The organism is Flavobacterium tagetis, from assembly GCF_016735615.1.
Taxonomy (GTDB): Bacteria; Bacteroidota; Bacteroidia; order Flavobacteriales; family Flavobacteriaceae; genus Flavobacterium; species Flavobacterium tagetis.
Map to the genome: position 1 here is coordinate 170225 of NZ_JAERSF010000006.1, position 24257 is coordinate 194481.

The 24257-nt window shown below is 34.7% G+C and carries 18 protein-coding genes; all 18 read left to right on the forward strand.

All coding sequences use genetic code 11. From position 1 onward, the window contains the following. Positions 1-2 precede the first annotated feature (2 nt). The 18 genes from JI750_RS21760 (at position 3) to JI750_RS21845 (ending at position 24250) form a co-directional block, all read left to right on the forward strand. The gene (locus tag JI750_RS21760) at positions 3-1580 is read left to right on the forward strand and encodes a phage tail sheath family protein (RefSeq protein ID WP_202006508.1); all 1578 of its coding nucleotides are present in this window, start codon (positions 3-5) and stop codon (positions 1578-1580) included. Positions 1581-1628: 48 nt separating this feature from the next. Further along, positions 1629-2099, forward strand: coding sequence for a phage tail protein (locus JI750_RS21765; RefSeq protein WP_095930122.1), 471 nt, complete (start codon positions 1629-1631; stop codon positions 2097-2099). After that, the gene (locus JI750_RS21770; RefSeq protein WP_202006509.1) at positions 2086-2556 is read left to right on the forward strand and encodes a phage tail protein; all 471 of its coding nucleotides are present in this window, start codon (positions 2086-2088) and stop codon (positions 2554-2556) included. Before JI750_RS21765 ends, JI750_RS21770 begins: the two co-directional genes overlap by 14 nt. Positions 2557-2562: 6 nt before the next feature. Beyond that, the gene (locus tag JI750_RS21775; RefSeq protein ID WP_202006510.1) at positions 2563-2733 is read left to right on the forward strand and encodes a DUF5908 family protein; all 171 of its coding nucleotides are present in this window, start codon (positions 2563-2565) and stop codon (positions 2731-2733) included. A gap of 11 nt (positions 2734-2744) precedes the next feature. Continuing rightward, positions 2745-3419 carry a CIS tube protein gene (locus tag JI750_RS21780; protein WP_202006511.1) on the forward strand — a complete coding sequence of 225 codons (675 nt, stop codon included), beginning with the start codon at positions 2745-2747 and terminating at the stop codon, positions 3417-3419. Further along, positions 3419-5218: a type VI secretion system tip protein VgrG gene (vgrG, locus tag JI750_RS21785; protein ID WP_202006512.1), complete on the forward strand. Its 1800-nt coding sequence runs from the start codon at positions 3419-3421 to the stop codon at positions 5216-5218. Before JI750_RS21780 ends, vgrG begins: the two co-directional genes overlap by 1 nt. A gap of 77 nt (positions 5219-5295) precedes the next feature. Continuing rightward, on the forward strand, positions 5296-5595 hold the full coding sequence (locus JI750_RS21790) for a PAAR domain-containing protein (protein WP_202006513.1): 300 nt from the start codon (positions 5296-5298) through the stop codon (positions 5593-5595). Next, positions 5588-6022 (forward strand): GPW/gp25 family protein, encoded by a 435-nt coding sequence (locus tag JI750_RS22080; protein WP_202006514.1) that lies wholly within the window; start codon positions 5588-5590, stop codon positions 6020-6022. The genes JI750_RS21790 and JI750_RS22080 overlap by 8 nt, the downstream gene beginning before the upstream one ends. Beyond that, positions 6019-9750 carry a baseplate J/gp47 family protein gene (locus tag JI750_RS21800; RefSeq protein ID WP_202006515.1) on the forward strand — a complete coding sequence of 1244 codons (3732 nt, stop codon included), beginning with the start codon at positions 6019-6021 and terminating at the stop codon, positions 9748-9750. Before JI750_RS22080 ends, JI750_RS21800 begins: the two co-directional genes overlap by 4 nt. A gap of 2 nt (positions 9751-9752) precedes the next feature. After that, a complete protein-coding gene (locus tag JI750_RS21805; RefSeq protein WP_202006516.1) occupies positions 9753-12485 on the forward strand; it encodes a baseplate wedge protein in 2733 nt (910 codons plus the stop codon). Next, entirely contained in the window at positions 12469-16164 is a 3696-nt protein-coding gene (locus tag JI750_RS21810; RefSeq protein ID WP_202006517.1) for a contractile injection system tape measure protein, read from the forward strand. Before JI750_RS21805 ends, JI750_RS21810 begins: the two co-directional genes overlap by 17 nt. 83 nt (positions 16165-16247) lie before the next feature. Next, positions 16248-18197, forward strand: coding sequence for a hypothetical protein (locus tag JI750_RS21815; protein ID WP_202006518.1), 1950 nt, complete (start codon positions 16248-16250; stop codon positions 18195-18197). A gap of 12 nt (positions 18198-18209) precedes the next feature. Continuing rightward, positions 18210-19049, forward strand: a complete 840-nt coding sequence (locus tag JI750_RS21820) for a hypothetical protein (RefSeq protein ID WP_202006519.1) — start codon at positions 18210-18212, stop codon at positions 19047-19049. A gap of 66 nt (positions 19050-19115) precedes the next feature. Beyond that, entirely contained in the window at positions 19116-20039 is a 924-nt protein-coding gene (locus JI750_RS21825; protein ID WP_202006520.1) for a hypothetical protein, read from the forward strand. Then, positions 20029-21396, forward strand: a complete 1368-nt coding sequence (locus tag JI750_RS21830; RefSeq protein ID WP_202006521.1) for an ATP-binding protein — start codon at positions 20029-20031, stop codon at positions 21394-21396. Before JI750_RS21825 ends, JI750_RS21830 begins: the two co-directional genes overlap by 11 nt. A gap of 72 nt (positions 21397-21468) precedes the next feature. After that, complete coding sequence (locus tag JI750_RS21835; protein WP_202006522.1) at positions 21469-22740, forward strand: hypothetical protein; 1272 nt, start codon at positions 21469-21471, stop codon at positions 22738-22740. A gap of 111 nt (positions 22741-22851) precedes the next feature. After that, positions 22852-23412 carry a hypothetical protein gene (locus tag JI750_RS21840; protein ID WP_202006523.1) on the forward strand — a complete coding sequence of 187 codons (561 nt, stop codon included), beginning with the start codon at positions 22852-22854 and terminating at the stop codon, positions 23410-23412. Positions 23413-23476: 64 nt separating this feature from the next. Continuing rightward, positions 23477-24250: a GH-E family nuclease gene (locus JI750_RS21845; RefSeq protein ID WP_202006524.1), complete on the forward strand. Its 774-nt coding sequence runs from the start codon at positions 23477-23479 to the stop codon at positions 24248-24250. Positions 24251-24257: the final 7 nt, after the last annotated feature.

The following is a 24257-nucleotide window of genomic DNA, read 5'->3' on the forward strand; positions in this document are numbered from 1 at the left end:
CAATGAATTTATCTACCATTCAAACTCCTGGTGTTTACATTCAAGAATTAAATGCTTTTCCCAATTCTGTTGTTGGAGTAGCTACAGCTATACCAGCATTTATAGGGTACACACCACAGGCCTCTTACGAAGGAAAATCGTATACGAATGTGCCAGTAAAAATCACATCATTTGCTGATTTTCAGGCTTTTTTCTGTTTGCCAGATCCACCTGCTCCTGCAAGTCCGTCTAAACAGTACAAACCTGAATACTACTTAGTAGCAGAAAAAAGTCAACCTTTAAAAGGAGACTACATGCTAATTTCAGGAACGTACTACTCTATAGTTCCAGATCCTAACACGGTTTATTATTTATACAATAGTGTAAGGCTTTTTTATGAAAATGGCGGTGGAGATGCTTATATTGTTTCTGTTGGTTCTTATGGACCTGCATCACAAAAACCAGGAACTCTAGGAACTCCGGTTGTAAACCCAAATGTTCAGCTGAATGATTTGACTAAAGGCCTTTCTTTATTGTTGAATGAGCAAGAACCAACAATGTACATTTGTCCTGAAGCAACTTTATTAAGTGTAGAAAACAATGGTACGCTTATGCAATCTATGCTTCTTCAGGCTACGCAAATGCAAACTGCGATGTGTTTGTTTGACATTATTGGCGGTGATGCTCCAGATCCTATTTTGTATACGGAAGATATTACCAATTTCAGAATGAACACTGGTTCTGTTGGGTTAAACTACGGAATGGCTTATTACCCTTTTGTAGGAACTACCATAATGCAAAATTCTGATATTGATTACACTAATTTATTTGGCGGAGATGTCAAACAACTAGAAGCCGTTCTTAATCCGCCTAGTGCTCCTAACCCAGCAGTTGCATCAATTATTGCTAATATCCAAAATCCGTCAAGCACCTTAACAGTAACGCAAAATCACAATGCATTGCTTATAGCAAGTCAGACGTACTCGTTAATGATAAAACATATTTTGGCAGATGCTAATATTCTTCCTCCAAGCGGTGCCATGGCAGGAGTTATTACAACTGTAGACAATGCCGTTGGTCCGTGGGAAGCTCCTGCAAATACTTCTATAGTAGGCGTATCTTCATTGCCAATCTCTATTTCTGAAAGTCAGCAAGCCAATTTAAACGTTGATGCTGTTTCTGGTAAATCGATTAATGCCATTAGAACATTTAACGGTTTGGGAATTTTAATATGGGGGTCGAGAACCTTAGACGGAAACAGTCAGGATTGGAGATATATTCCCGTACGCAGAACCATGATATTTTTGGAGCAATCTTGTAAACTGGCAGCACAAGCGTACGTATTTCAACCTAATGACAAAAATACTTGGGAAGCTGTTATTTCTATGATCAGCAGTTTTCTTAGTTCGATCTGGAAACAAGGAGGTTTACAGGGAGCAAGCGCTTCTGAAGCTTTTTCTGTTGCCTGCGGATTGGGCTCTACAATGACGGCAGATGATCTTTTAAATGGTTTTATGAATGTAACCGTAAAAGTTGCAGTTGTTCATCCTGCTGAATTCATTGTCTTGACGTTTCAACAGCAAATGGCAACTTCTAGTTAATCATATAAATACTCACTTAAGTAAATTTTAATTTAAATATAAAACAATATGGCAACAGATGACGGAAGCGCACAAGGCGCAACATGGCCCATGCCAAAGTTTAGATTCGAAGTAGATCTTGGAACAGAATTAACAAAAGTAGCTTTTCAAGAAGTTACCGGAATGGATGTCGAAAATCAAATTATAGAGTATCGCAAAAGCAACAGTCCTCTTTTTTCTGTAGAGAAAATGCCTGGAATTACTAAATACGGAAACGTAACAATGAAACGTGGAATTTTTGTAAACGATAATACTTTTTGGGATTGGCATCAGCAAGTCGTAATGAATACGATTAAAAGAAGAACGGTTCTGATAAAATTATTAGACGAAAAAGGCGGCGTAACCATGCAATGGACTTTAAACAATGCTTGGCCAACCAAAATTACCAGCACCGATTTAAAATCTGATGGTAACGAAGTTGCGGTAGACACTATAGAAATTGCACACGAACAACTGATCATCAAAAATGGCGGTAAGTAATGATTATCCTGTAAGCTTTTATTTTACACTCTCTTTTGCGGGTGTAGATGCGGCTTTCAAAGAGGTATCTGGAATTTCTAAAGAACTAAGCGTAGAAGAAATTGTTTGCGGAGGCGAAAATAGATTTAAATATCGCCTCCCAACTATTTCTAACAGTCAAAACTTAGTGCTTAAAAGAGCCATGGTTCCTGCAGGATCTCAATTGGTCAATTGGTGCGCCAATTGCATCGATCAGGGATTATCAAACCCGATACAGCCTAAAAATGTGATTCTAAAACTGCTCGATGCATCGGGTGTTGTATGCATGCAATGGACTTTTAACAATGCTTATCCAGTAAAATATTCTGTTTCTGACTTAAACTCTCAGGAAAGCAATATTGCGATCGAATCTATTGAATTGGCTTACACCTATTTTGACATTTCTAAGGACACCAAATTTGATAAACTTTTTACATAAATCATTATGCCAATAGAAATAAGAGAACTCGTTATTAAAACAGAAATCGTAACGAACAACAATAAAAATTCGGCTCTGACTAAAGAAAGGGAACTGTCTCTATTGAGAAAACAATTGCTCGAAGAATGCAAAAGATTAATTGCTGAGAAAAATCAAGACAACAGCTATAAACGTTAAAGAATACCCCAATGGCAACTTTAGAATTAATGAAAATTACGGGCTATACAGATGAAGAATTTCAAAACAAATTCTCTGGTAATCCGTATGCATTCATGATTAATCCTGACAATATCAAAATACAAAAAAGCATCGAATACAACGAACAGCAAGCTCCTGCAACAAGTTCGGCTTCGCAAAAATACAAAAGTACTCCAAGCGATAAACTGAGCTTTGAAATGGTGATAGACTGCACTGGAATCATAGATGTCAAACGTACCGATATGGCCAAAGAAATAACAGCATTAGAGACGATAATTTATACTTATAATGGCAAAATACACCGTCCTAATTTTGTAAAAGTGCAGTGGGGTCAGAATATTACATTCAACGGAGTTCTCGATTCTATCGACATCTCTTATACCCTATTTAAACCAGATGGAAGTCCGCTAAGAGCCAAGATATCTTTGTCTTTTAGTCGTTATATTTCTCCAAAAACTGTAACTAGAACAGATGCTCCAGAATCTCCAGACCTTACGCATATTGTAAGCGTCTCAGAAGGAATGTCTTTACCGCAATTGTGCCAGAAAGTATGGAATGACGATTCGTTTTACATACAAGTTGCGGAGTACAACAAACTAAACAAATTCAGAAACCTCAACGGTATCGACAAATTAATATTTCCACCAATAAACCCTTCTAATTAATGAGTGCTTCAACTGAAATAAAAAGTGGCGGAATTGCAACATTCGCAGTCAAAGTTAATGGAAAAGCTATAGCCGATGAACTAAGCGTGCTTTCTATTCATATTGAAAAAAAAGTAAATCGAATTGCTTCTGCAAAAATTATAATTCTAGACGGAGAACCCAATACAGGTAAATTTGATGCTAGTTCTTCTGCGACTTTTGCTCCAGGAGCATCGATCAGCATTGAAGCTGGATACGACAATACTAATACGATTATTTTCTCTGGCTTAATTATGAGTCAGACCCTTCGCGTTGATAATCTTGTCGGATCTGCTCTAGAAGTAGAATGCCGTGACAGTGCCATAAAAATGATTGTAGGCCGCAAAAGCCTTACTTTTTCTAAACAGAAAGACAGTGATATTATAGCATCAATTATAGGAACTTATTCTGGGTTAAGTGCAGATGTTACTGCCACAAGTACAGAATGGCCTGAACAGATCCAATTTTATGCTACCGATTGGGATTATATTATGTCACTAGCGGAAGCAAATGGACTAATTGTAACCACTTTAAACGGAAAAATTTCTGTATTTCCTCCTGATAAAACTACGACATCGGTGCTTACGGTAACTTATGGAGATAATCTACTTGAGTTTAATGCCAAACTAAATGCAGTAACACAATTAGGAAACGTAGCTGCCAATAGCTGGGATTTTAAAACCCAAGCCGTTTCAACGGGCAATGCTGCACCAAATGTTTCAGGAGCTGGAAATTTAACTACAAAAAAATTATCTGATGTTATCGGACTTTCTACGTATCAATTGCAGACTTCTGCTCCATTAGAAACAGCAGATTTAACCAATTGGTCAAAAGCCCAGATTATTAAAAGTGAATATTCTAAAATAATGGGTGAAGCTAAATTTCAAGGCACAAATTTAGTCGACCCTGGAAAATATATGACCTTCGCTGGTCTTGGAGATCGCTTTAATGGCGATTACCTCATTGGAGGCGTTGTGCACGATTTGTCTCAAGGAAACTGGGTTACTGAAGTAGCACTTGGACTTTCTCCTTTATGGTTTACCGAAGAACCAGATGTTATGGCACCTCCGGCATCTGGTCTTGTTCCTGGTGCAAAAGGTCTCTTTAACGCAACAGTAAAACAGATGTATGAAGATCCCGATTCTCAATATCGAGTTTTAGTCGATGTTCCATTATTAGACCCAAAAGGTCAAGGAATCTGGGCGCGTCTTACCAATTTTTATTCAACAAGCGGAGCTGGAGCCTTTTTCATGCCCGAAGTTGGAGATGAAGTCATTTTGGGTTTTATAAATGAGGATCCGCGTTATCCTATAATTCTTGGAAGCGTTTATAGCAGTACAAGCATAAAACCTTTTACAGGTTTAGATCCAAATCAGAAAAACTCAATAAAAGCGATTGTTTCCAAATCAGGAATCTCAGTACAATTTGATGATGATAATAAAGTATGGACTGTTGCCACTCCTAATAAAAATACAATCATCATAAGCGATAAAGACAAGAAAATCACCATTCAGGACGAAAACAATAACAGTATCGTAATGTCTAGCAGTGGAATTGATTTATCAAGTCAGAAAAACATCAACATCTCAGCCAATCAAAACGTTACCATCAAAGGAAACCAAGGCGTCAACATACAATCAAGCGGTGGAGATGTCGCAATAAAAGGCCTAAACATAAAAGAAAACGCAGATATGCAATACAGCGCTCAAGGCGGACAAATGGCACAAGTTTCTGGAGGAATGCAATTGACTCTGAAAGGTGCAATGGTCATGATTAATTAAGATGAAAGATGCTAGAAGCAAGATTCGCTAATCGCGATTAAACAAATAAACGATTAACCAATTAAACAAAATAAACTATGCCACCAGCAGCAAGACTTACAGATTTTCATCAATGTCCGATGGTTACTCCTGGAGTACCACCAATTCCTCATGTAGGCGGACCGATAATTGGCCCATGTGCGCCTACTGTTTTAATAGCAGGATTACCAGCCGCCAAAGTTGGCGATACATTGGTTTGTGTAGGGCCTCCAGATTCTATTATAAAAGGATCTGCAACGGTTATGATATGCGGTATGCCAGCCGCAAGAATGGGAGATCAAACTGCTCACGGAGGATCCATTATGCTAGGAGCATTTAATGTAATGATCGGTGGATAATATAGCACATAATGACACTGCCTTTTTAGGTTCAGGATGGGCATTTCCTGTTTCATTCTCTGCAGATAATCATCAGTTAAATCTATCTGCTAATGAAACCAATATTAACGAGTCGATCAATGTCATTTTAAATACTCGTAAAGGCGAGCGAACACTTGAAGCTGAATTTGGTTCTGGAATTCAACAATTTATGTTCAAAAAAATTGACAGTACATTGAAAGGCGAAATTATAGAAGCCATCAAGTTTGCTTTATTACGTTACGAACCGAGAATACTTGTTCAAGACGTTAGAATTGCATCTACCGATATAGTAAACGGAACTATAGAAATACTGATTAGCTACATCTATTCTAAAACCAATACAAGACACAATTATGTGTTCCCATTCTATTTAAAAGAAGGAACCAACTTAGACAAGAAAAAATGATTTTAATTGATCAAAATAGCGCCATAAATTCTCTTAACGAAGCACTCGTTCCAAATCCGCATTTAATAGACGGAAGAACCGAGCAAGACTGGCTTTACTTTTTGACAGAATTTAGCAAATTGATCAATTTCTATAATGACAGCAATACCATTGACGGAAACTGGAGTCCATTTTTACTCAAAGATCCCGTTTTTTTGACAGCTTCGATTTCAAAAACAAATTACAAAAAACTGTACGTTGACTATAAAAATGGTTGTTTAGAAATTCAAAACTTAATCCTAAAAAAAGTCTTGATTCCGAACTCAAGAGCTTTAAATAACTTGTTTGATCGCATTACGGCTATCTATCAAATTATAGAACGATGGACGCATTATATGCAAAGCAATAGTGAAATATACGATCTCAAAACGTATATGTTGCAAGAAGTAAAAACTAGATTAAGCATTGATTTTTGGGCTATTCAATCCTATCGACAATATTTGTACAAACTAAATGTCGATGGTTTATTTATTATGTCGGCTCCTTTTGAAGAATTCAAATCTTTTGACAAAAATATCTGGTATATCAATAAAGATAAAATTCCTTTTTGGCAGGTTTTCGGATTTGAAAAAGAACATCCGATTTTGCAGGAAACTAAGTCCGTACTGATTACTAGCTTGGATATTCTAACCAAAATCGGCGATAAGTTGTTTCAGTTTTTAGAAACCATAATTCATCATGCTTCAAAAGAATTTAAGAAACTAAACCTTAAAAAAGGACATTTTCCAGATACTGTTTTGTTGCGTTCATTTGTAAATATTCTAAAAATTCAGCAAGAGCAATTAAATGGACTTTCAGAGAAACATCTTGATTTTTATTATCAAAATATCCTGAAACAAACCAAATTACCTGCAGTTGCAGATCAGACGTTTTTGTGCGCAACACTTACAAAACCAACATCTGTTTATACTTTGCCTAAAGGAACTTTGTTTAACGCTGGAGTTGATGCAAATAAGAATCCTATTTTGTTTGCATCACAAAAAAATGCAACCCTAAATCCTGCTACGATTGCAAGTGTACACAAGCTTTCCTATCAGAATAAAAACAATGCGTCTTACAATTTACAAACTATTGTTAAGCCGACCGAAATTCAATTAGATGCAGAAAATAAGGCAATCAGCTGGGAAACTTTTGGTTCAGATGATCTTTCTCTAACCCCTTCTTTAATCGGAATTGGGTTTGCTTCGCCAATGCTATTATTACGTGAAGGAAAAAGAAAGATAACCTTGACACTAGAATTTGATTCGCCAATAGATTTACAAATTCTTCAAAAAGCCAATTATTTTCTAAGCACGCAAAAAGATTGGCTAAAATTGGATTTGGTTCCATCAAATTTTACAATCGACGCAACAAGACAGAATATCGTTACCATTGTTATCAATCTTGACGCTACTGTCGCTGCAATCGAACCGTTCTTGGTTAATCCAGACGGACTCAAAAGCGATTGGCCCATGATGAAGGTTTTGTTTCAAAACGTTCCTAATCCCCAGAATCCTCCTAAAGTTATTTCTATCACTATTGCCTTAAAAGTAACAGGTATGAAAACGTTTCAATTATACAATGATTATGGAGAATTAAGCACCAAAAATCCATTTCCTCCTTTTGGACCAATTCCGTTGGTAAATGCCAATTTTATTATCGGAAACAATGAAATCTTAAGCAAACCTCTTGATAGTTTTATTGTAGAAATAGATTGGGATAAAAGACCTAATGATTTTTCAGTGTATTACAAGGAATACAACCTTTATTTAAATCCTCCTCCAAAAAAAACGTCGCTTATTGAGGAAATCGAAGAGGGAATCAAACACATTTTTTTTCCAAAAGAAGAAGAAAAAATAATTGTTCCCGAATTTTCGAATGCCAGTTTTATGGTTGATTTTAATATTATGAAGAACAAATCTTGGCAAAATGTCAAAATGAGCAAAATTACCAGCAGTGAAGTTGATAAAGTATTTGTTCCCAAAGATCTTATCCCTAAACCTCTTTATCTGTTTGATCTTGAAACTGGAGATCCTAGCAAGCCTATTCTCAATGCATCTAGCAGTTATTATCTGTATTGCAAACCCGATTCGACTCTGAATACTATTGCGTCTCCAAAAATTCCTAAAATCTGGAAACCTGACCCAAACATTCAGAAAGAGGTTTTAAAATTTACAGAAGAAAGTTCATCTGGATTTGTAAAAATGACTTTGTCTAGTCCAGAATATGGTTTTGGTTCAGAATTGTATACAAATGTTGTGGCTAGCATTGCTTTGCAAAACGGCAATAAACTTGCAATGGCTAAAGATCAAGAAGTAACCGATTTTATTGCTGCAGCCAATGTTCCGTTTGTTCCAAAAATACAAGGTTTTTCAGCTATTTATAATGCCAGTGTCACCTACAAACTTGATGGCACTGCAGGCGATTATCCGCTACAATATTTTATTTATGCTCCATTCTCAAATTATACGGTTTTTGATAGTGCTACGGCAGATAAAACCGAAACCAATCTATTCAGTACAGAAATCGTAGGGAGTTCTGAGAATGGTGCTGTAAAAGGTTTTCCGCTCTACCCGTCTTTCAATTATAACGGAGCATTGTTTATAGAACTGGATAATTTGATTTGCAACAGCACTTTGAATCTCTATTTTGAATTGGCCAGAAATTCGACTGCGCTAACCAACCAGAATAGCATTTCGTATTATTATTTAAGCGAATCAGGTTGGAAAAACATTCAGCCATTGTCAGATCAGACCAACCAATTTAGATGTTCAGGAATTATAGAAATTCCGATTCCAGCAGATTGCAACAATGACAATACTATAATGCCTGGAACTAAAAATTGGATTTCTATTGCGGCTATTGGCAACCTTGCTTCTTTTTCTAAAACCACTTTTATGCAAACCAACGGTTTTAGCGTGCAAAGAACAGGAACTGCATTTCTGACCGATACTGAAAGTCCGCATATTGATGCCAATACAATTACAAAACCAGAAAACAAAATTCCGGAAATAGGTACAATCCTTCAGCCTTTTGCTTCTTTTGGAGGAAAAGCTGCCGAGGACAAAACTGATAGAAATAAAAGAGTAAGCAACAGCATTAAAACCAAAAATAGAGCAAGCACACCCTCAGATTATTATACTCTGATTGCTGAGAAATTCAATACCATTTATTATTCAAAAGTTGTCACTAAAAAAAATGATAATAGTACAAATGTTTACCTGATAAGAAAAATAGCATCAGATAATGATTCAAACGCTTTTATTCCTTTGGTGACCAATGCTCTAGAAATTCAGGTGCAAAAGTTTTTAAGTGCTAACTCATCGCCATTTATTAATCTAAAAGTTTCCAATTTCAATCTAGAGTACGTTTGCATCAATATCACAATTCAAGTCGATCCAAACTATCAGACGACATTGGTCAGCAAGAATGTAAATCTAGCTCTAAAAAAGTATTTGTCGCCTTGGATTTCGAATTGTCCATCTGAAATAGCAATTGGCAAACCTCTTGTCGATGCCAAAGTGAGCACATTTATACAAAACATAAAAGGAGTTCTTACTGTCGAAAATGTAACCTTTTCGAGCTATTATATCGATCCTGTTACAGGAGCTCAAACTACCATAAAAAGCGAAAAAGAAACTTTAATGCCGTATGGTTCAACGACGCTTTTAGTTTCGGCGCCCAATCATAATATTTCATATCTGATATAAAAATGGATACTAATAATCAAATAACAAGACTTCAGCTTCCACCGTATCAGGATTTTAATTTCCTGAAAGACGAGGCTATTGATTATATCCAAAATCATATTGGAAATGAATGGACAAACTTTAACCCCAGCGATCCTGGAATGACCATTCTTGATCAGGTATGTTATGCATTGACCGAATTGGGCTATTGCACCGATTTTTCGATACCAGATATTTTGACAGATTCTACTGGAAAAATGGAAATCGAAAATCAGTTTTATATGCCTTATAAAATCCTGACTACGTCGCCCTATACTATTGATGACTATAGAAAATATATCATCGACGGAATTGAAGATGTATATAATGTTGAGATTGCAACTTACAATGATAATATCTTGCCATTTAGCCGAGTGTATCAAACTTATCTCTACATCAATCCAGACATTACAGATGTTAGCACATACAATAACATTTGCAAATCGGTCTTTTATTACCTCAATCAGAGCCGAAATATTGGAGAACTTTTTAATATGCCGATTGTGTTACAGCCCCAAAATTGCTGGATTGGAGCAAAAATAGAGCTCGAAAAGGATGTTGATGAGCATACAGTTTTATTAGAACTTCAAGATAAAATTCGCACTTATATATTTCCAAAAATAGATCAGGTGAATTATGATGCTATGAAAGACGACGGATATGATTCTGCCGAAATATATGATGGGCCTTATCTTAAAAATGGATGGATTTTAAATCAATCTTTATCCGATAAAAAAGATATTATAAAAGCCATTGATCTGATTCCTGTAATCGAATCAGTAACAGGCATTATTTCGGTTTCAGGAGTGCAACTTTATCAAAATACAAATACTGTACAAACATTGCAATCAACTGAAAGCCAAATATTATCTATTGACATTATGGCTTCTTATAAAGAGAAAAAATTAATATTGAGCAGTAACGGAAAACAAGTTGCTGTTGATCCTTTTGGTCCGTTGCAAATTAATATTGGCAAATATCAAGATACCTCGACAAGTTTAAACAACAAGCCAACTATAAAATTGCCCAAAAGCAGTTTTAGAGACATCAACAGTTATTATTCTATCCAAAATACATTTCCGCAGCAATATGGTATTGGCGAAGATAAAATCGAAGACAATTCTGCGCCAATTCAAGTTGCGCAATCGCGTCAATTAAAAGGTTATTTAACCTTATTTGATCAGGTTTTGGCAAATCAGTTTTCACAATTGGCAAATGTTTCAAAACTATTTTCTTTTACTAATTCGGTATGCGGAGCACCTTCAGACAATGAAGCTTTTTATGCCTTTAAAGATAAGTACGAGAAAAAACATCTAGAATATCCTGTTCCGTACAAAATGTTTTCTCCAAGTTATTTCTATCAGTCCTTGTATAATATTCCTCATATAAAACCTTTATTAAAAAATAATGCCATTTTCGAGTACAGTTATGGAGACGAAACCAAAAAGGAATTGAAAGAAAAAAGCTGGCGAGAATATCAGCAAGATCCTTATAATGCCTACATTTTTGGAATGATGAAAATCATGGAGGAAGAAGATGTAAACTTTGAAAGACGCAATAAAATACTTGATCATCTGCTTGCTAGACATGGTGAATCTCCAAAGGTAATTGATGCCATAATTCACGATACAATCTATACCGGAAACAAGAAAAAGGATCAGATTATCCTAAAGAGCTTGTATTTGCAGAACCTTGATTTATTGTCGTATAACCGACTAAAAGGCTACAATTTTCTGACTGCTGCAAAGATAGATCAAAACAATGATGCTGGTTTGCAAAACATTAAAAAGGAACATTTTGACCATATTAGTGAAAACACCTCAGATTTTGTTTTTCAATCTAATAAAATCAATAAAAAGGAAAAGCTAAGCAAAACAGATTTCAGTAATTTTTCGGGTTTAGAACTAAAACTTAATTTACTTTTCGGATTAAAAAACATATACGCCAATTTTATTACAACTCAATTTGAAACTTCTCAAAATTCTATCGAAGATCAATTAAACAGCAACAAAACGATACAAAAAATATATTGGTTTAAAGAAAAAAGAAAAGGCTGCGTTTTTATCGAAACTTCTATTCTTTTAAGTCAATTAAAATATAATATTGAAATTCTAAAACAAAGCAACAATTCATATAACCGAATTCAAAACATAGATTTTCAATCAATTGCTAACTTAAATTATATTTTAAATACAACAAGCCAATCTATTTTGGATGCTCAGCTTTTGAAAGGTTATTTAGAATTTTCTAATGAAAAATACTCTTTGATCTCTGATGATTCTAAAAGCATACTTGCTTCAGAATATACAAAAAGTAAATTATCTGATTATGCTTTCCGTATTACGGTTTCATCTGGAAACGGAACCATTACAATAACCGATGAGGTTTTTAAGAAAAATGCAATTTTAGTATTTCCAGATTTTATTCCAGAATTGCAAACGCCCCAATTCAAAAAACGCTTAAAAGAGTTTCTTACAGTCAGCCTTCCAACAAACATAAAATGTGAATGTTTATTTGTAAGACTTCAAGATCTTGAAACTTTTGTGCCTAATTATAATAGTTGGCATGAAAGCTTACGCTTCAAAAACACTTTGGATGTTCTCGATAAAGAGAGAAACAACTCAGAAACAACAAGTTCAAATGCTGAACAATCAGCAGTGAATTTAATCAATAGTCTAACCTCAATTTTAGAAACAAAAAATGGAAGAAATAAATAGCCATATTGTATCGAGTCTAAAATGGGACACGACTTTTGATCAAAAAAAAGAAAGTTACAGGCTTCAGGAGCGTTTGAGCACTTGGAGCAAAATTACTTTGCCAAGAGAAGTCAACGCCATTTTTAACGAATTATGTCCGCAAGAGCAAAGCTGGCGTATTGAAACGCTCGAACTAGATTTAGGTTCTTGTGATTATAGCGATCTTGAATTTGATCTTAGCCGAAAAATACGAAATCTATTAAGAGAAAAAATTGCCGAACTAATTCTGTATCAAAACAGTCAAAAACAAAACGGAATTGCAGTTTACAATAAAGAAAAATCGATTCTGGAAAACCTGATGATCTTTCTTTTAGAAGGTTATCTGCCTTGGAATTATCAAAATAAAGAAGGTTCTGTAAATCAGATTATGGCAGAATTACTTCAAAATAATCTAGCTGAGGTTATTGCCATTATTAAGGAAACCGGAATGACACATGAAGAGGTTAGAAAACGAATTGCATGGCAGTTTGAGGAAAAGAATATAACCAAAATAATTGCAGCACTTGAACCTAACAATAGTAGTTCTATTATTGAATTTAGCGCAACGATGGTTAATATTCAGGTTAAAGAAACCATTATTCAAACTAGCACGGCAAGTTTTAAAAAGAATCTGTGGTTCTTTATTCTGAACTTTTTACTACTAGAACGCGGAACTCTTTTTAATAAACTCGCTTTTATGAAAAGCAGTATTCTACAAATGGCTAATCATTACAATATTGCTTACGCAGAACTTATTATCTTAATTGAAAACACGATTATAAAACTCTCAGATAAAACGTCTCAGAATAACGATTTCATTGCTTGTCTTAAAATATTGACTCAAGAATATGAAACTCAAAAAAGTGAAAATTACAAGCCAGAAACTGCTACAAATTATTGGAACGTATTAGACCAATTACTAAAAAACAAAAACAATAGAAAATTTAAATCCGACAAAGACAATCTGAACGAGTTGATTATTGCATTGAGTATCGAGAATAAAACAAAGTTTAATGCTCTTATTCAGCCTATTTTTAAAGACAAAACCCAGATTGGATCTCTACTTCAAGATTTAAACGAGACTTCTATAAAAGTACTTTTCTCAAGATTAGACTCTACTCCATCGCTTCTTCAAATGGAATCAATAATTTATTTGAATAAGCTGAGCCAGACTTTTAAACTTAAAACAAACAGTAAGGCTTTGTGGGAAATTGGAATGCTTTTTCTTATCAAAAATAAAAATGCTGACAATAGTGTGTTTCTGCTTTTCTGCGTTAAGGAATTAGGAAGAAAAAATAATCTGAGCCATGAACATCTATTGGCGATGTTTACCAATGCTAAAATACCAGCCGCAGTAAAAAACAATAATTCGGCAACAATTTATACCAATCTCAATGCTATTTATTGCAAGGAAATAAGCAATAATAATTCTAATTATCCCGCTGTTCATTTCAAAAATCTTGTAGCTAAACTTGAACTTGAATTACAGAAAAACAGTACCAAAAGCGTCTTTTTTATCGATTTGCAAAGATCTCTGACTAGAAGCATTTTATTGCATCCTAAAATGGCGTTTGAAGTCATGTTAACACACGTAAACAAAGAAGTTTTGAAAAAAATACTTCCGCTGGTTTTAAATCGAGAAATGCTTCAATTATTGGTAAAAACAGCCAATTATAAAAAAACAAAACTTGTGCAAACGATTCAAGTTGTTTATGAAATTCTAAATGAAAAAGATAAATATGATTTTCCTGAAGAATTAATAACAGACGATTTGTTACTATTTGGAATGCAAGAAATATTGTTTCATCCAGAACACAATTCTTCTTTATTTCTGGAAACTATTATTGTGCAACTATCCAAAAAAGTAGCCGATAAGAAACGTAACGATTATTTTCAGTTTATCGCAAAACTGATTCAGTCCAAACGAATTAAATCTTTTGGAGTTTCCATTAAAAAAACTTTTTTAAATCAGTTAAAAAATACAAAATCAATTGATACTGTTGCGCTTGCTTTACTCATTCAAAATACATCACAGCAAAACCAACAAGAATTAGCGCAATTATTGACCGTTAATTTTAATGATTCAGGATTTGTTTTACTGCGAAAACAAGATAGAAAAGAGAGCGAAAATATATTGCATTATTTCTTGACCAATGGAGTTGCACTGAAAAAGAATTGGATTCAGAAAACTACTTCTGTTATAACTCAAAATGCAAAATCGGTTTCAAAAACTAAGATTATTGCAGAATTAAACGAGCTTTTTTGGAACACAATTTTAAAATATTCAGCTTACAAAGGCAATGAGGTTTTATTTGAAAAACTGCTTCAGAAAGAGCTTAAATTGTATTTAAAAAAGAATGTTTCAAAGGAAAAAGTACAGTTTGAAAACGAAATAAAATCTTTTGAATCTACCAATTCTACACCAGAATTAGAACATTTTTTTGAAAGCGAAATGATTTCGGATTATATGGTTTCTAATAAAACTTCAGAATCTATCAATACAGATATATTGCTTGAAATTGAAAATTTATCTGAGAAAGAAAAATACAAATGGATATCGTCGATTCTTATAGAACGCCAGATTTCTTCTGCATTCAATATTTCTAAAACAATTGAAATTAAAGATATTTTGAATGCTATTATCTTAAAAGAGCCTAAAATTTTCTTTCGAATAATAAAAAAAGAATTTATTCCCGAAGCTCAAATGGATTGGCTTTGCCGCAATATCAGCTTTCATAATTTGTGCAATGCGGTAAGTCAATTAGATAAAAACAGAGAATCATATTTGAAAATTCTGGAAAAATTTAATCATGTGTTGGGAGGCGTAACCATCAAAGGTTTGGCTTCTAAAGAAATGCAGCATCTTTTGCTTCGAAAAGTTTTGAAAGCTGTAGTCAACGATAATTGGAGACTTATTGCAATTGATAAAATATGGAATGAATTGATTTGGGAAATTGTAACCAAAAAAGGAATTTCTAAAAAAAACTTTCTGATTGATATTGAAAAATATATCTATCAATTTCCTCCCGCGTTACAGCTTGGATTCAAGGAAATTCTAAGAACCGAAAAACAAACCTCAACTATTTTAAAACAACCTGAAATATTCTCGAAAATGGAACAAATTAAAATTAAAGAAAAACCAAAAACTAACCTCAAGCAAGGTGTTGCGGTTAGAAATGCAGGAATTGTACTCTTGAACAATTATATCGCAATGCTTTTTGAACGACTGAATCTAACCTCAGAAAATAAATTTATAAGTAACGAACATCAGGTTAGAGCCGTGCAGTATTTACAATATGTTATTACGGGAATACAGGAAACAGAAGAAGTTTATCTGCCTCTAAATAAAGTTTTGTGTGGTTTGCCATTGACAGATACTGTGCCTGATTTTATAGAAATGTCTGATCGGGATAAAGAATTAATAAACGGTTTGATACAAGCGGCGATTTCGCATTGGCCAGAAATTGGAGACTGCTCCATAGACGGTTTTCGCGGAAACTGGCTTGTACGTGACGGAATTCTGGTAGAACTAGAAGATAAATGGGAGCTTACAGTCGAAAAAAGAGCTTATGATATATTGATTAACAGGTCTCCTTTTGCTTTTTCAATTGTAAAATACCATTGGATGGATAAGCCTCTTCATGTCATTTGGCCTTATTAACAAAGCATTCGAAAAACTGCTTATCTAAACAAGAACCAGGAATACAATATTGAAATATAAATTAATCAACTAAAAAAACTATTATGAACAGTTACAACGAAAATCTGCATTCTAGTGTATTGTCATCATTAGAAAGTCAGGAGATGACCAAAAAACAATTGAGTTCACAATTGAGCAATTCGATGTTTACTCTTTATTATGCCGAAGGAGCTGAAATTGTTGCACAGGAAAAACTCGATGCAACAACAAAAATGTACACAGAAAAACAGCATATAAATGATGTTGTTGTGAAAAATAAGAACATGGCAGACAACTTGTTATTATCTGCAAATCAGCAAAAAACATATGTAACGCAAGCGGTTACCAATATGGCTGTTTGTGCATCAAACATACAGATTGCTTCCAATTCTATTGTTCGTTTGGCGAGTGATATTGGCAGTATTTACAGTATTGTTAATGCAGCTGATTATGGAACTCAGATTTATCAGCAGACTCTTGAAGCTTACAATCTGATTAACAAAACAGCTTACAATGCCGAACGCACTTCGCAATATGCTATGGAAGCCACTGCTGCGATTTCTGAAGTTTCAAGCTCAACAGTTGCCGACGGAGCTAAACTGACGAATACATCTGTCAACAATTTATTGCAGGTAACCACTTCTGACTTAACGGCTATTACGGCAGTCTTAACTGTAGATAATGACACAAAATCTAAAGCCAGTATTGCTACAAGAGCTGCAGAAGGTGCTATAAAATGCAGTGAAGTCGAATATGATGCTGCAAAAAAAGCATATACATTCAATAACGCACAATTTAACCAAAATCTAGTTGTTGAAGTTCCTAAACTTTTTGATCCTTCGTCAGGCAATTTTAATGTTTCATTTAATGCTTATAGAAGTCCGTTTTCTGCAGACGACAGAAATCCTGATACCCAAAATGTTGGATTAAAAAAACCTGTATTAAGCTATAATATCATTTTGGTTAAGGACAGCAAAAAATCATTGTTTAGTGCTTCTGTTGCAGAAGATTTAGTAGGCAATCCTGCCCAGTGTAAAAGCATACCTGCTACTCAAACTCCAGATGCTCAAGGAAAATATACAGAGACTCTAGCCTATAAACAATATAGAGATTCTGACAACGATCCGTTGGTTCTTGGAGAAAATTATGTGGCTTTTCTTTTAATCATGTTTACTGAAAGCTACAAAAAAGAGATTAATACGTTTGACGAATATCTGTCTGCTCCTTCTGAAGTTTTTTCATTAACCTATACCTTAAAAAATGCCAAACATATTGGCGCTTCTAGAGAAAATGGTTCTGAAGATTTGTCTAAAATTACTTTTAGCGTTGAAAAGGAAGAAGTCTTAAAACCAGCTGAAATTGATTACAGATGTTTCTTCTTGCCTTATCCTGATGATATGGCTACAAATGAGGATTTAGACACGCTTGAATCTAAAATTGAAACGCTTGAATTAGAAGAAGAAATTAAAACGGTTGAAGCAGAAATTAAATCTTTTAATGAAGAAATCGAAAATTTAAATGCTTCGGCAAATCAGCCGAATGCCGAAGGAGGCAAAAATGCTAAAGATGCCGATCAGGAAAAACAAAAAAGCGCAAGTTTGAAAAGTGCGTTGACAGATACTAAAGAAAAGTTACGTCTCGCAAAAAGCCAATTGGCAGATCTGAACACAAAACTGAAAGACGTTAAGGACAAATCGCCTAAGCCCGTTAAAAACACCAATGCTTTCTTCTTCAATTTAAACTTAGCCGAGAACATTCCTGCAGGAAACTTTACCAATGCCAAACAGCATAGAACTGCATCTGGACATGAATTTTTGGTAGATATTGATACTACAACTACTGACAATTTTGGAAATCCTTTGGTTGAAGATAAAAATTACATTCCAGTAGTTTTATCGTATTACAAAGGCACAGAAAACTCAAGATCGAAGTATACCAACAGTCTTTCTGATTGGCAAAATACACCGCCAATACCTTATTCTACAAAAGAAACTTTAAAATCATCAACTCTTTAATACCTCAGCTATATGGAAACTATATTATCACCAGGCATAAAATTGCAGAAGTACGGAATTACAGAAAAGAAAAAAGCTGAACTAGACACGCTAAAAAATCAAGTAATTGATGCAACAGCAATTGTACAGCAACAGCAGACAATTGTAAACTCGCTAACTGAAAAAGCAACCAGATATCAAGGGTATTTATTGACTTCTGAAAGCAATCGTACACATGCATTAAGCAATAAAAACTTAGTTGATCAGGTTATTCAGAATGCTTACGATTTGGCTTTAAATTCAAAAAATGCTTTTGCACAAACTGTATTGTCCGCTCAAGACACTACAAGAGTCTCTAATAACATTAGCGATTTAATCAGCAAATTAATTTATTCTGTAGAAATAATTAATAAACTGTCTAATCTAGTTATTCGCAAAAAAGCGCTTAATCCGCTGATTTCTGATGATTTAATTAGCCGAATTAATACCGCTGGCAATGACGCTAATAATGCTGTTGCACTTACCTTGGTTGCCTTAAAATCTACTTTGGCGGCTGAGGCTTCTATTTTAGAATCTGAAGGTGCCATTACTCTAGAAAGCAAACAGGCTACTAAATTGTATTTGACTTTAACCGATGAAAAATCTTTAGATACTGCATTGTCACCACAGCCAGCTTCTAAGACTTCGGCTAGAGCATTAATTTACGAAGCGTACAAAAACGCTCAAGTTGCCTACGAAAAAGCCAATACAGCAAATGATGAAACTGCAAGACAATTGAGCATTGCAACTTCTAATTTAAATAAAGCGCAGATTAAGCTTCAGTCGCTTCAATCTAGCCTAGCCGCAGCAACTGCAGCCGCTTACGCTTCTTAAAACAAATAAAATGTCCACTGTTTCGGTATTGCATTCAGTGGACTTTAATTCTAATTGTTTAAGGTTATGGATCATACTAACAAGAACTTCTACAGACAGTTTTATCTAAAAACCGTAGGATTTCTGCCTACAAAACCATTGAATAAAAGTCTTTTCCCAGGCGATTATTTTCAAATCAAAAATGGAGAAATAATCCTGCTGGGAAATATTTACCGCAATGGAATTATATCGCATCACGATGCTGATATTAGCGGTACAATTGCTTTGAATGATGCCAATTGGAATTTTAGCGACGGCATTTCAAAACCTTATTCTGGACGATCGATCGCTCACGGCTCTATTGAAGGTGATTTTGAATTCAGCAAGCTCATATTGGCTTTTGCTCAAAAAGGAAGTTTCATTTTTAAAGCCGAAGAACCAGAGTCTGTAAAAATTAATAATTGGAACGAAATCCAGCAGCAATTAATTATAAAACTGACCCAAACCTTATATTCTTTTAGAGAGCTTTATATCGTAACAGAAAGCGCTACTGCAAAAAGCACTACTCTAGCTACAGCTGGCGAAGCAAATGCTGAATTGGAATTGGCTTGTGAAGCAGAAAATTTTGGTCTGACAGATATTTTTGGACATCAAAAAACCAAAACAATTCAGTCAAAAGATATTGAATATTACCACAGGGAAACCAAAAGAAAGCCTGCTTATTTTAAAGCCAAAAAATTAGTGGTTCAGGATGAAAAACTATCTTATTTCATAAGTGATTTTATAGCTAAAGAAAACAATGTAAGCGCATGGACAGATTCTTTTTTTGATTCAAATTTTCATAATGATACTGATTACAATACTCAAATGATTATGCAAAATGCTCAAGGTTTTTATTTAGATATGATGCAATCCAACGAATTAAATCCGAATACGGCTTTATTATACTTTAAATGGGCTGATGCTAATTTGGACGATGTAGAAAAACTATTTGGGGCTTATGGAAACTAATTCCAATATCACGGTTTTGTACAATGAAATGGATTGGCTTCAAAAGGTAATCGATCAGGTTATTTGCAGTTATCTGCTTCAAGAAGGCCACGAAAATCGTTGGCAGGATATTCCGCTTCCCGAAGCTGATGCCAATACTGAAGACAGCGTTTATTACAAAAAAATAGAAGAATGGAATCTAAATCTCTACGAAAGGCTTTGCCTTGCTTTGATTCTAGCACCTCAAATCAAACCTGAAGTTCTAGATATTTTCTTTAGTAAAAATGCCATGTACGATCGCGGTTTTACTGAATTTGGCGGTGTTGTCAATAAAAATCACAGCGGGTTTCTGCCTACGGGGCAAACGCTCTCTTTTTTAATTACAGCTGTTGATACTGAATTACGAATTGAATTGCTAAATATTCTAAACACCTCAAACATTCTTTCAAAAGAACAGGTTTTGGTTTTAGAAAGTACGGAATCTAATGTTCCTATTCTGAATCAGGTTCTTTCGCTTAATGAACGCTGGCTTAACTATTTTATAACCGGCACTTTACCTAAATTGGAGCATAGCGTTTCATTTCCAGCGCAACAGATTTCGACCAAATTAAACTGGGACGATTTGGTTCTCGAAGAACATGTTATGAATCAGGTCATGGAGATTAATGCTTGGCTTAATCATGGTGAAACTTTGATGAAAGAATGGGGATTGGAAAATAAAATAAAACCCGGATATCGAACCCTTTTTTATGGACCTCCGGGAACGGGAAAAACGCTTACAGCAACATTGTTGGGAAAAAGTACCAATCGAGAAGTCTATAGAGTTGATCTTTCTATGATTGTTTCCAAATATATTGGAGAAACCGAAAAAAATCTGTCTAAAATATTTGATGTTGCACAACACAAAGATTGGATTTTATTTTTTGATGAAGCCGATGCGCTTTTCGGAAAAAGAACTACTGCCACATCTTCAAACGATCGGCACGCCAATCAGCAAACGGGGTATTTATTGCAAAGAATTGAAGATTTTCCTGGAGTGGTTATTCTCGCATCCAATTTAAAAGAAAATATGGATGAAGCTTTCTCAAGAAGATTTCAATCGATGATTCATTTTACGATGCCAACCGCTGAAGAAAGAATCTTATTATGGGAAAAAGCATTTTCAGGGAAATGTCAGCTTGATCCTAATATTGATATTGAAAACATCGCCGAAGAGTATGAATTGGCTGGCGGTGCCATTATTAATGTATTGAGATTTTGCGCTTTGGCAGCTATTCAAAAAAATGAAACAATAGTAAGTCAGCAGGATTTATTGGAAGGCATTAGACGTGAATTTAAAAAAGAGAATAAAACACTTGTGGTTAGCCATATGAATTGATATTCTTCTCTCTATTAAAATATTACAACTATTAATAAACATTGCAATTTAATTAACCAAAAACATTTTATTATGAAATCAACAACAAAGTGGGCGATTGAAAAGTACAAAGTTACTGTCAATGGCAACGCATTTTTTGGCAATGGAGTAAGCTATTCTCCAGTTCCGTGGGGTGGCTGTACAGCATTTGTTCCTTATGGAGATTTTACAATTGAAACTTGGAAATCTGTTTGGCAAAGAGATTTGGAGCTTATGAGATCAAATGGCGTAAATCTTTTAAAGACTTATAACACACTTGATGCCGCTCAACTAATAGCTGGCGGAGACCCAGAAACATGGGATCATGATCACACAGAATTTCTAAACACCTGCTGGAATGATGGCAATAATCCTATTTATGTTTTAATGGGTTACGCACCGCCAAAAAATCAACAAGCAGCATTTCTTTCTTCTTCATGGCAGAATCAGAGTAATGTGGATATGCGTGCTACTATTAAAGCTAATTTTATTGAATTGGCAAAATCTTGGGGAGCATTTCCTGCTGTAATGGGATTTGTAATGGCAAATGAACTTAATGCAGATAATGTTGTTAATAATCCATTGTTTTTTGAATATTGGAATGATGTCGCAATAGCAATAGGCAATACTGCGCCTGGCAAATTAACATCATTGGCAAATGTAGACGATTCAATGATAACTGTAAATGCTGGCAACCAATACATGCTATCGGGTAATTTCTTTTGGGGATACAATTCATATCGCGGCAATTGGACAAATTCTAATGGATTTGATAATTTATTTTCAACATTTCAAGATGCAACAGCTTCCAATCCAGTTCCGTTAATGCTAACAGAATGGGGAGCGCCTGCTTCTACTCATGATGCTAACGGAAACATGACAGAATTAAATGAGTCTCAAATGAACAATTTAGTAACCTACATTACAGGCCATTACAATAACATAGTGCTAAATCGTTCTGATATTGGATCTGGAGTTTGCTGTGGTGGAACCTATTTTGAATGGAGCGATGAGTGGTGGAAAGCAGATCCAGACGGTACACAATGTAATCAGCCTAATGCTGCTCCTACCTGCAACTCAGGCGTATGGAATCCGGGACCAAACATGAATGTACAGCCTAATTACCCAGGCAACTACTGGGATGAAGAAGGATTCGGATTATTTTCAATTGCCCCTGTAAGCCCATCTACAAGAAAACCCGTGACAGAAGGCGGATGCCCAGGACCTTGGAATCCTGAAACCAATTCACCGTATGCACCCGATACACTAACAGCCAGACCGCATGCCAAAGCATTATTTACAGCTATGTCAAGCTTAGGAAAATAAACGTATTCAATTCTTTTAATAAGTTTTGTGGTTGTTTAAAAATAGCGACCACAGAACTTTCTATTATAAAATTCAATTGTGAACTCAGAGAATCTATTCCAATAAATTGATATGAAAAAGAGTGATGAAAATACAGAACAACTTGCCGTTTCTAAAAAACGTGAGCACAAACATAAAGTTGTACTTAAAATAGGCAATTGGAGAAAACAATTCGATTTCAATTACATCAAAACAATAATAGCAATAGCCTTAAATCATTGCTGTAAAAGTCATGAACTTATTATTAATGGTTATTTAATAACAGATCAAAATCTTTATTTGATAGTTAAAACAAACGAAAAAACAATAGACGCAATCGTAAAAAAAGTAGAATTGCAAATTATTCTTTTACTTAAAATTAATCCTAAAGAACTAAAAGAAAGTAAATATGAAATCTCATTTATTACAGATGACGAGAACATTATTTATGCACCTCATAAATCATTATTCAAAATATATCCAATACAAGACGAGTATTTAATAAAGCTCATAACTGGAAAAAAAGTAACACTCCCCTACTATGACCGTAATCTTGAAGATTTAAAGTTAATGATTCACAATCATCCATTTTGTTCGGCTATTGATTATCTAGGGGCTATTGGCCCGGTGCACGTAACTTTATTAGAAAATTAATTATCTAAATCTAATTACGATTCTTAAAAAAAACAAGCAGTTATCTAATTCAAAAAAGAAGAAAATGACGCAGGAACAAAAAAAAATATCCGAAAACATAACATCTATTGCTGCTGCAAATACTGCTATCGGTAATAATACTGTTCAATTAAAAGATAATCGCGAATTATCTGTTGTACAAAGAAAACTTCAAGAGAGCATATTATCAGATAAAACGGTTACTCAGTTAAAAGGTGGTAATGGAAAAAAGAATCCAAAGAAAAGAAAAAGGCAAGACTCAGAAAGTGAAGATGACAGCGGCGATGATTATGAACCGCCACAAGCTAAAAAACAAAAAAGGTACCATATCCCAAATGACACAAGAGACCACGTTATAGAACATACCGCTCATCAACGCACTAATGTAAATGACAACTATGATGCAATCTATACTTGTCCCGGTTGCAGACGTCCACTTGCCTATAAAGAAAAAGGAAGCAAAAAACTTGAACTAACTCGATTTGCTTATACAAGCAAAGGAGGTAACAAACACGAACAACGTGCTTTAACATTAGATCATTATCCGACTTGGGCACAACGTGAACGTGATTTGAAATCAAAAGGTGCAAGCGATGCAGAAATGAAAGAAGATCATAATGATCCAGATCGTCTAAGAGCTTTTTGCAAAGTATGCAATGAAAGCCATAAATATGAGAAAAAGAAAAAAATCGATTACGAAAGTGACGATGATGAATCAGGATACCATACTCCAGATGACGAACCTGAAAACAAAGGATTCTATAAAGATTTCCGCAAAGATCCTGATCCAGGCTCAGGCGGTTCTGGCATAACAGTTTAGAAACTGT

Bases quoted from the DNA above. Each gene is read 5' to 3' on its own strand.
- JI750_RS21760 (WP_202006508.1), top strand. From the start codon at position 3: ATGAATTTATCTACCATTCAAACTCCTGGTGTTTACATTCAAGAATTA.
- JI750_RS21765 (WP_095930122.1), top strand. From the start codon at position 1,629: ATGGCAACAGATGACGGAAGCGCACAAGGCGCAACATGGCCCATGCCA.
- JI750_RS21770 (WP_202006509.1), top strand. From the start codon at position 2,086: ATGGCGGTAAGTAATGATTATCCTGTAAGCTTTTATTTTACACTCTCT.
- JI750_RS21775 (WP_202006510.1), top strand. From the start codon at position 2,563: ATGCCAATAGAAATAAGAGAACTCGTTATTAAAACAGAAATCGTAACG.
- JI750_RS21780 (WP_202006511.1), top strand. From the start codon at position 2,745: ATGGCAACTTTAGAATTAATGAAAATTACGGGCTATACAGATGAAGAA.
- vgrG (WP_202006512.1), top strand. From the start codon at position 3,419: ATGAGTGCTTCAACTGAAATAAAAAGTGGCGGAATTGCAACATTCGCA.
- JI750_RS21790 (WP_202006513.1), top strand. From the start codon at position 5,296: ATGCCACCAGCAGCAAGACTTACAGATTTTCATCAATGTCCGATGGTT.
- JI750_RS21800 (WP_202006515.1), top strand. From the start codon at position 6,019: ATGATTTTAATTGATCAAAATAGCGCCATAAATTCTCTTAACGAAGCA.
- JI750_RS21805 (WP_202006516.1), top strand. From the start codon at position 9,753: ATGGATACTAATAATCAAATAACAAGACTTCAGCTTCCACCGTATCAG.
- JI750_RS21810 (WP_202006517.1), top strand. From the start codon at position 12,469: ATGGAAGAAATAAATAGCCATATTGTATCGAGTCTAAAATGGGACACG.
- JI750_RS21815 (WP_202006518.1), top strand. From the start codon at position 16,248: ATGAACAGTTACAACGAAAATCTGCATTCTAGTGTATTGTCATCATTA.
- JI750_RS21820 (WP_202006519.1), top strand. From the start codon at position 18,210: ATGGAAACTATATTATCACCAGGCATAAAATTGCAGAAGTACGGAATT.
- JI750_RS21825 (WP_202006520.1), top strand. From the start codon at position 19,116: ATGGATCATACTAACAAGAACTTCTACAGACAGTTTTATCTAAAAACC.
- JI750_RS21830 (WP_202006521.1), top strand. From the start codon at position 20,029: ATGGAAACTAATTCCAATATCACGGTTTTGTACAATGAAATGGATTGG.
- JI750_RS21835 (WP_202006522.1), top strand. From the start codon at position 21,469: ATGAAATCAACAACAAAGTGGGCGATTGAAAAGTACAAAGTTACTGTC.
- JI750_RS21840 (WP_202006523.1), top strand. From the start codon at position 22,852: ATGAAAAAGAGTGATGAAAATACAGAACAACTTGCCGTTTCTAAAAAA.
- JI750_RS21845 (WP_202006524.1), top strand. From the start codon at position 23,477: ATGACGCAGGAACAAAAAAAAATATCCGAAAACATAACATCTATTGCT.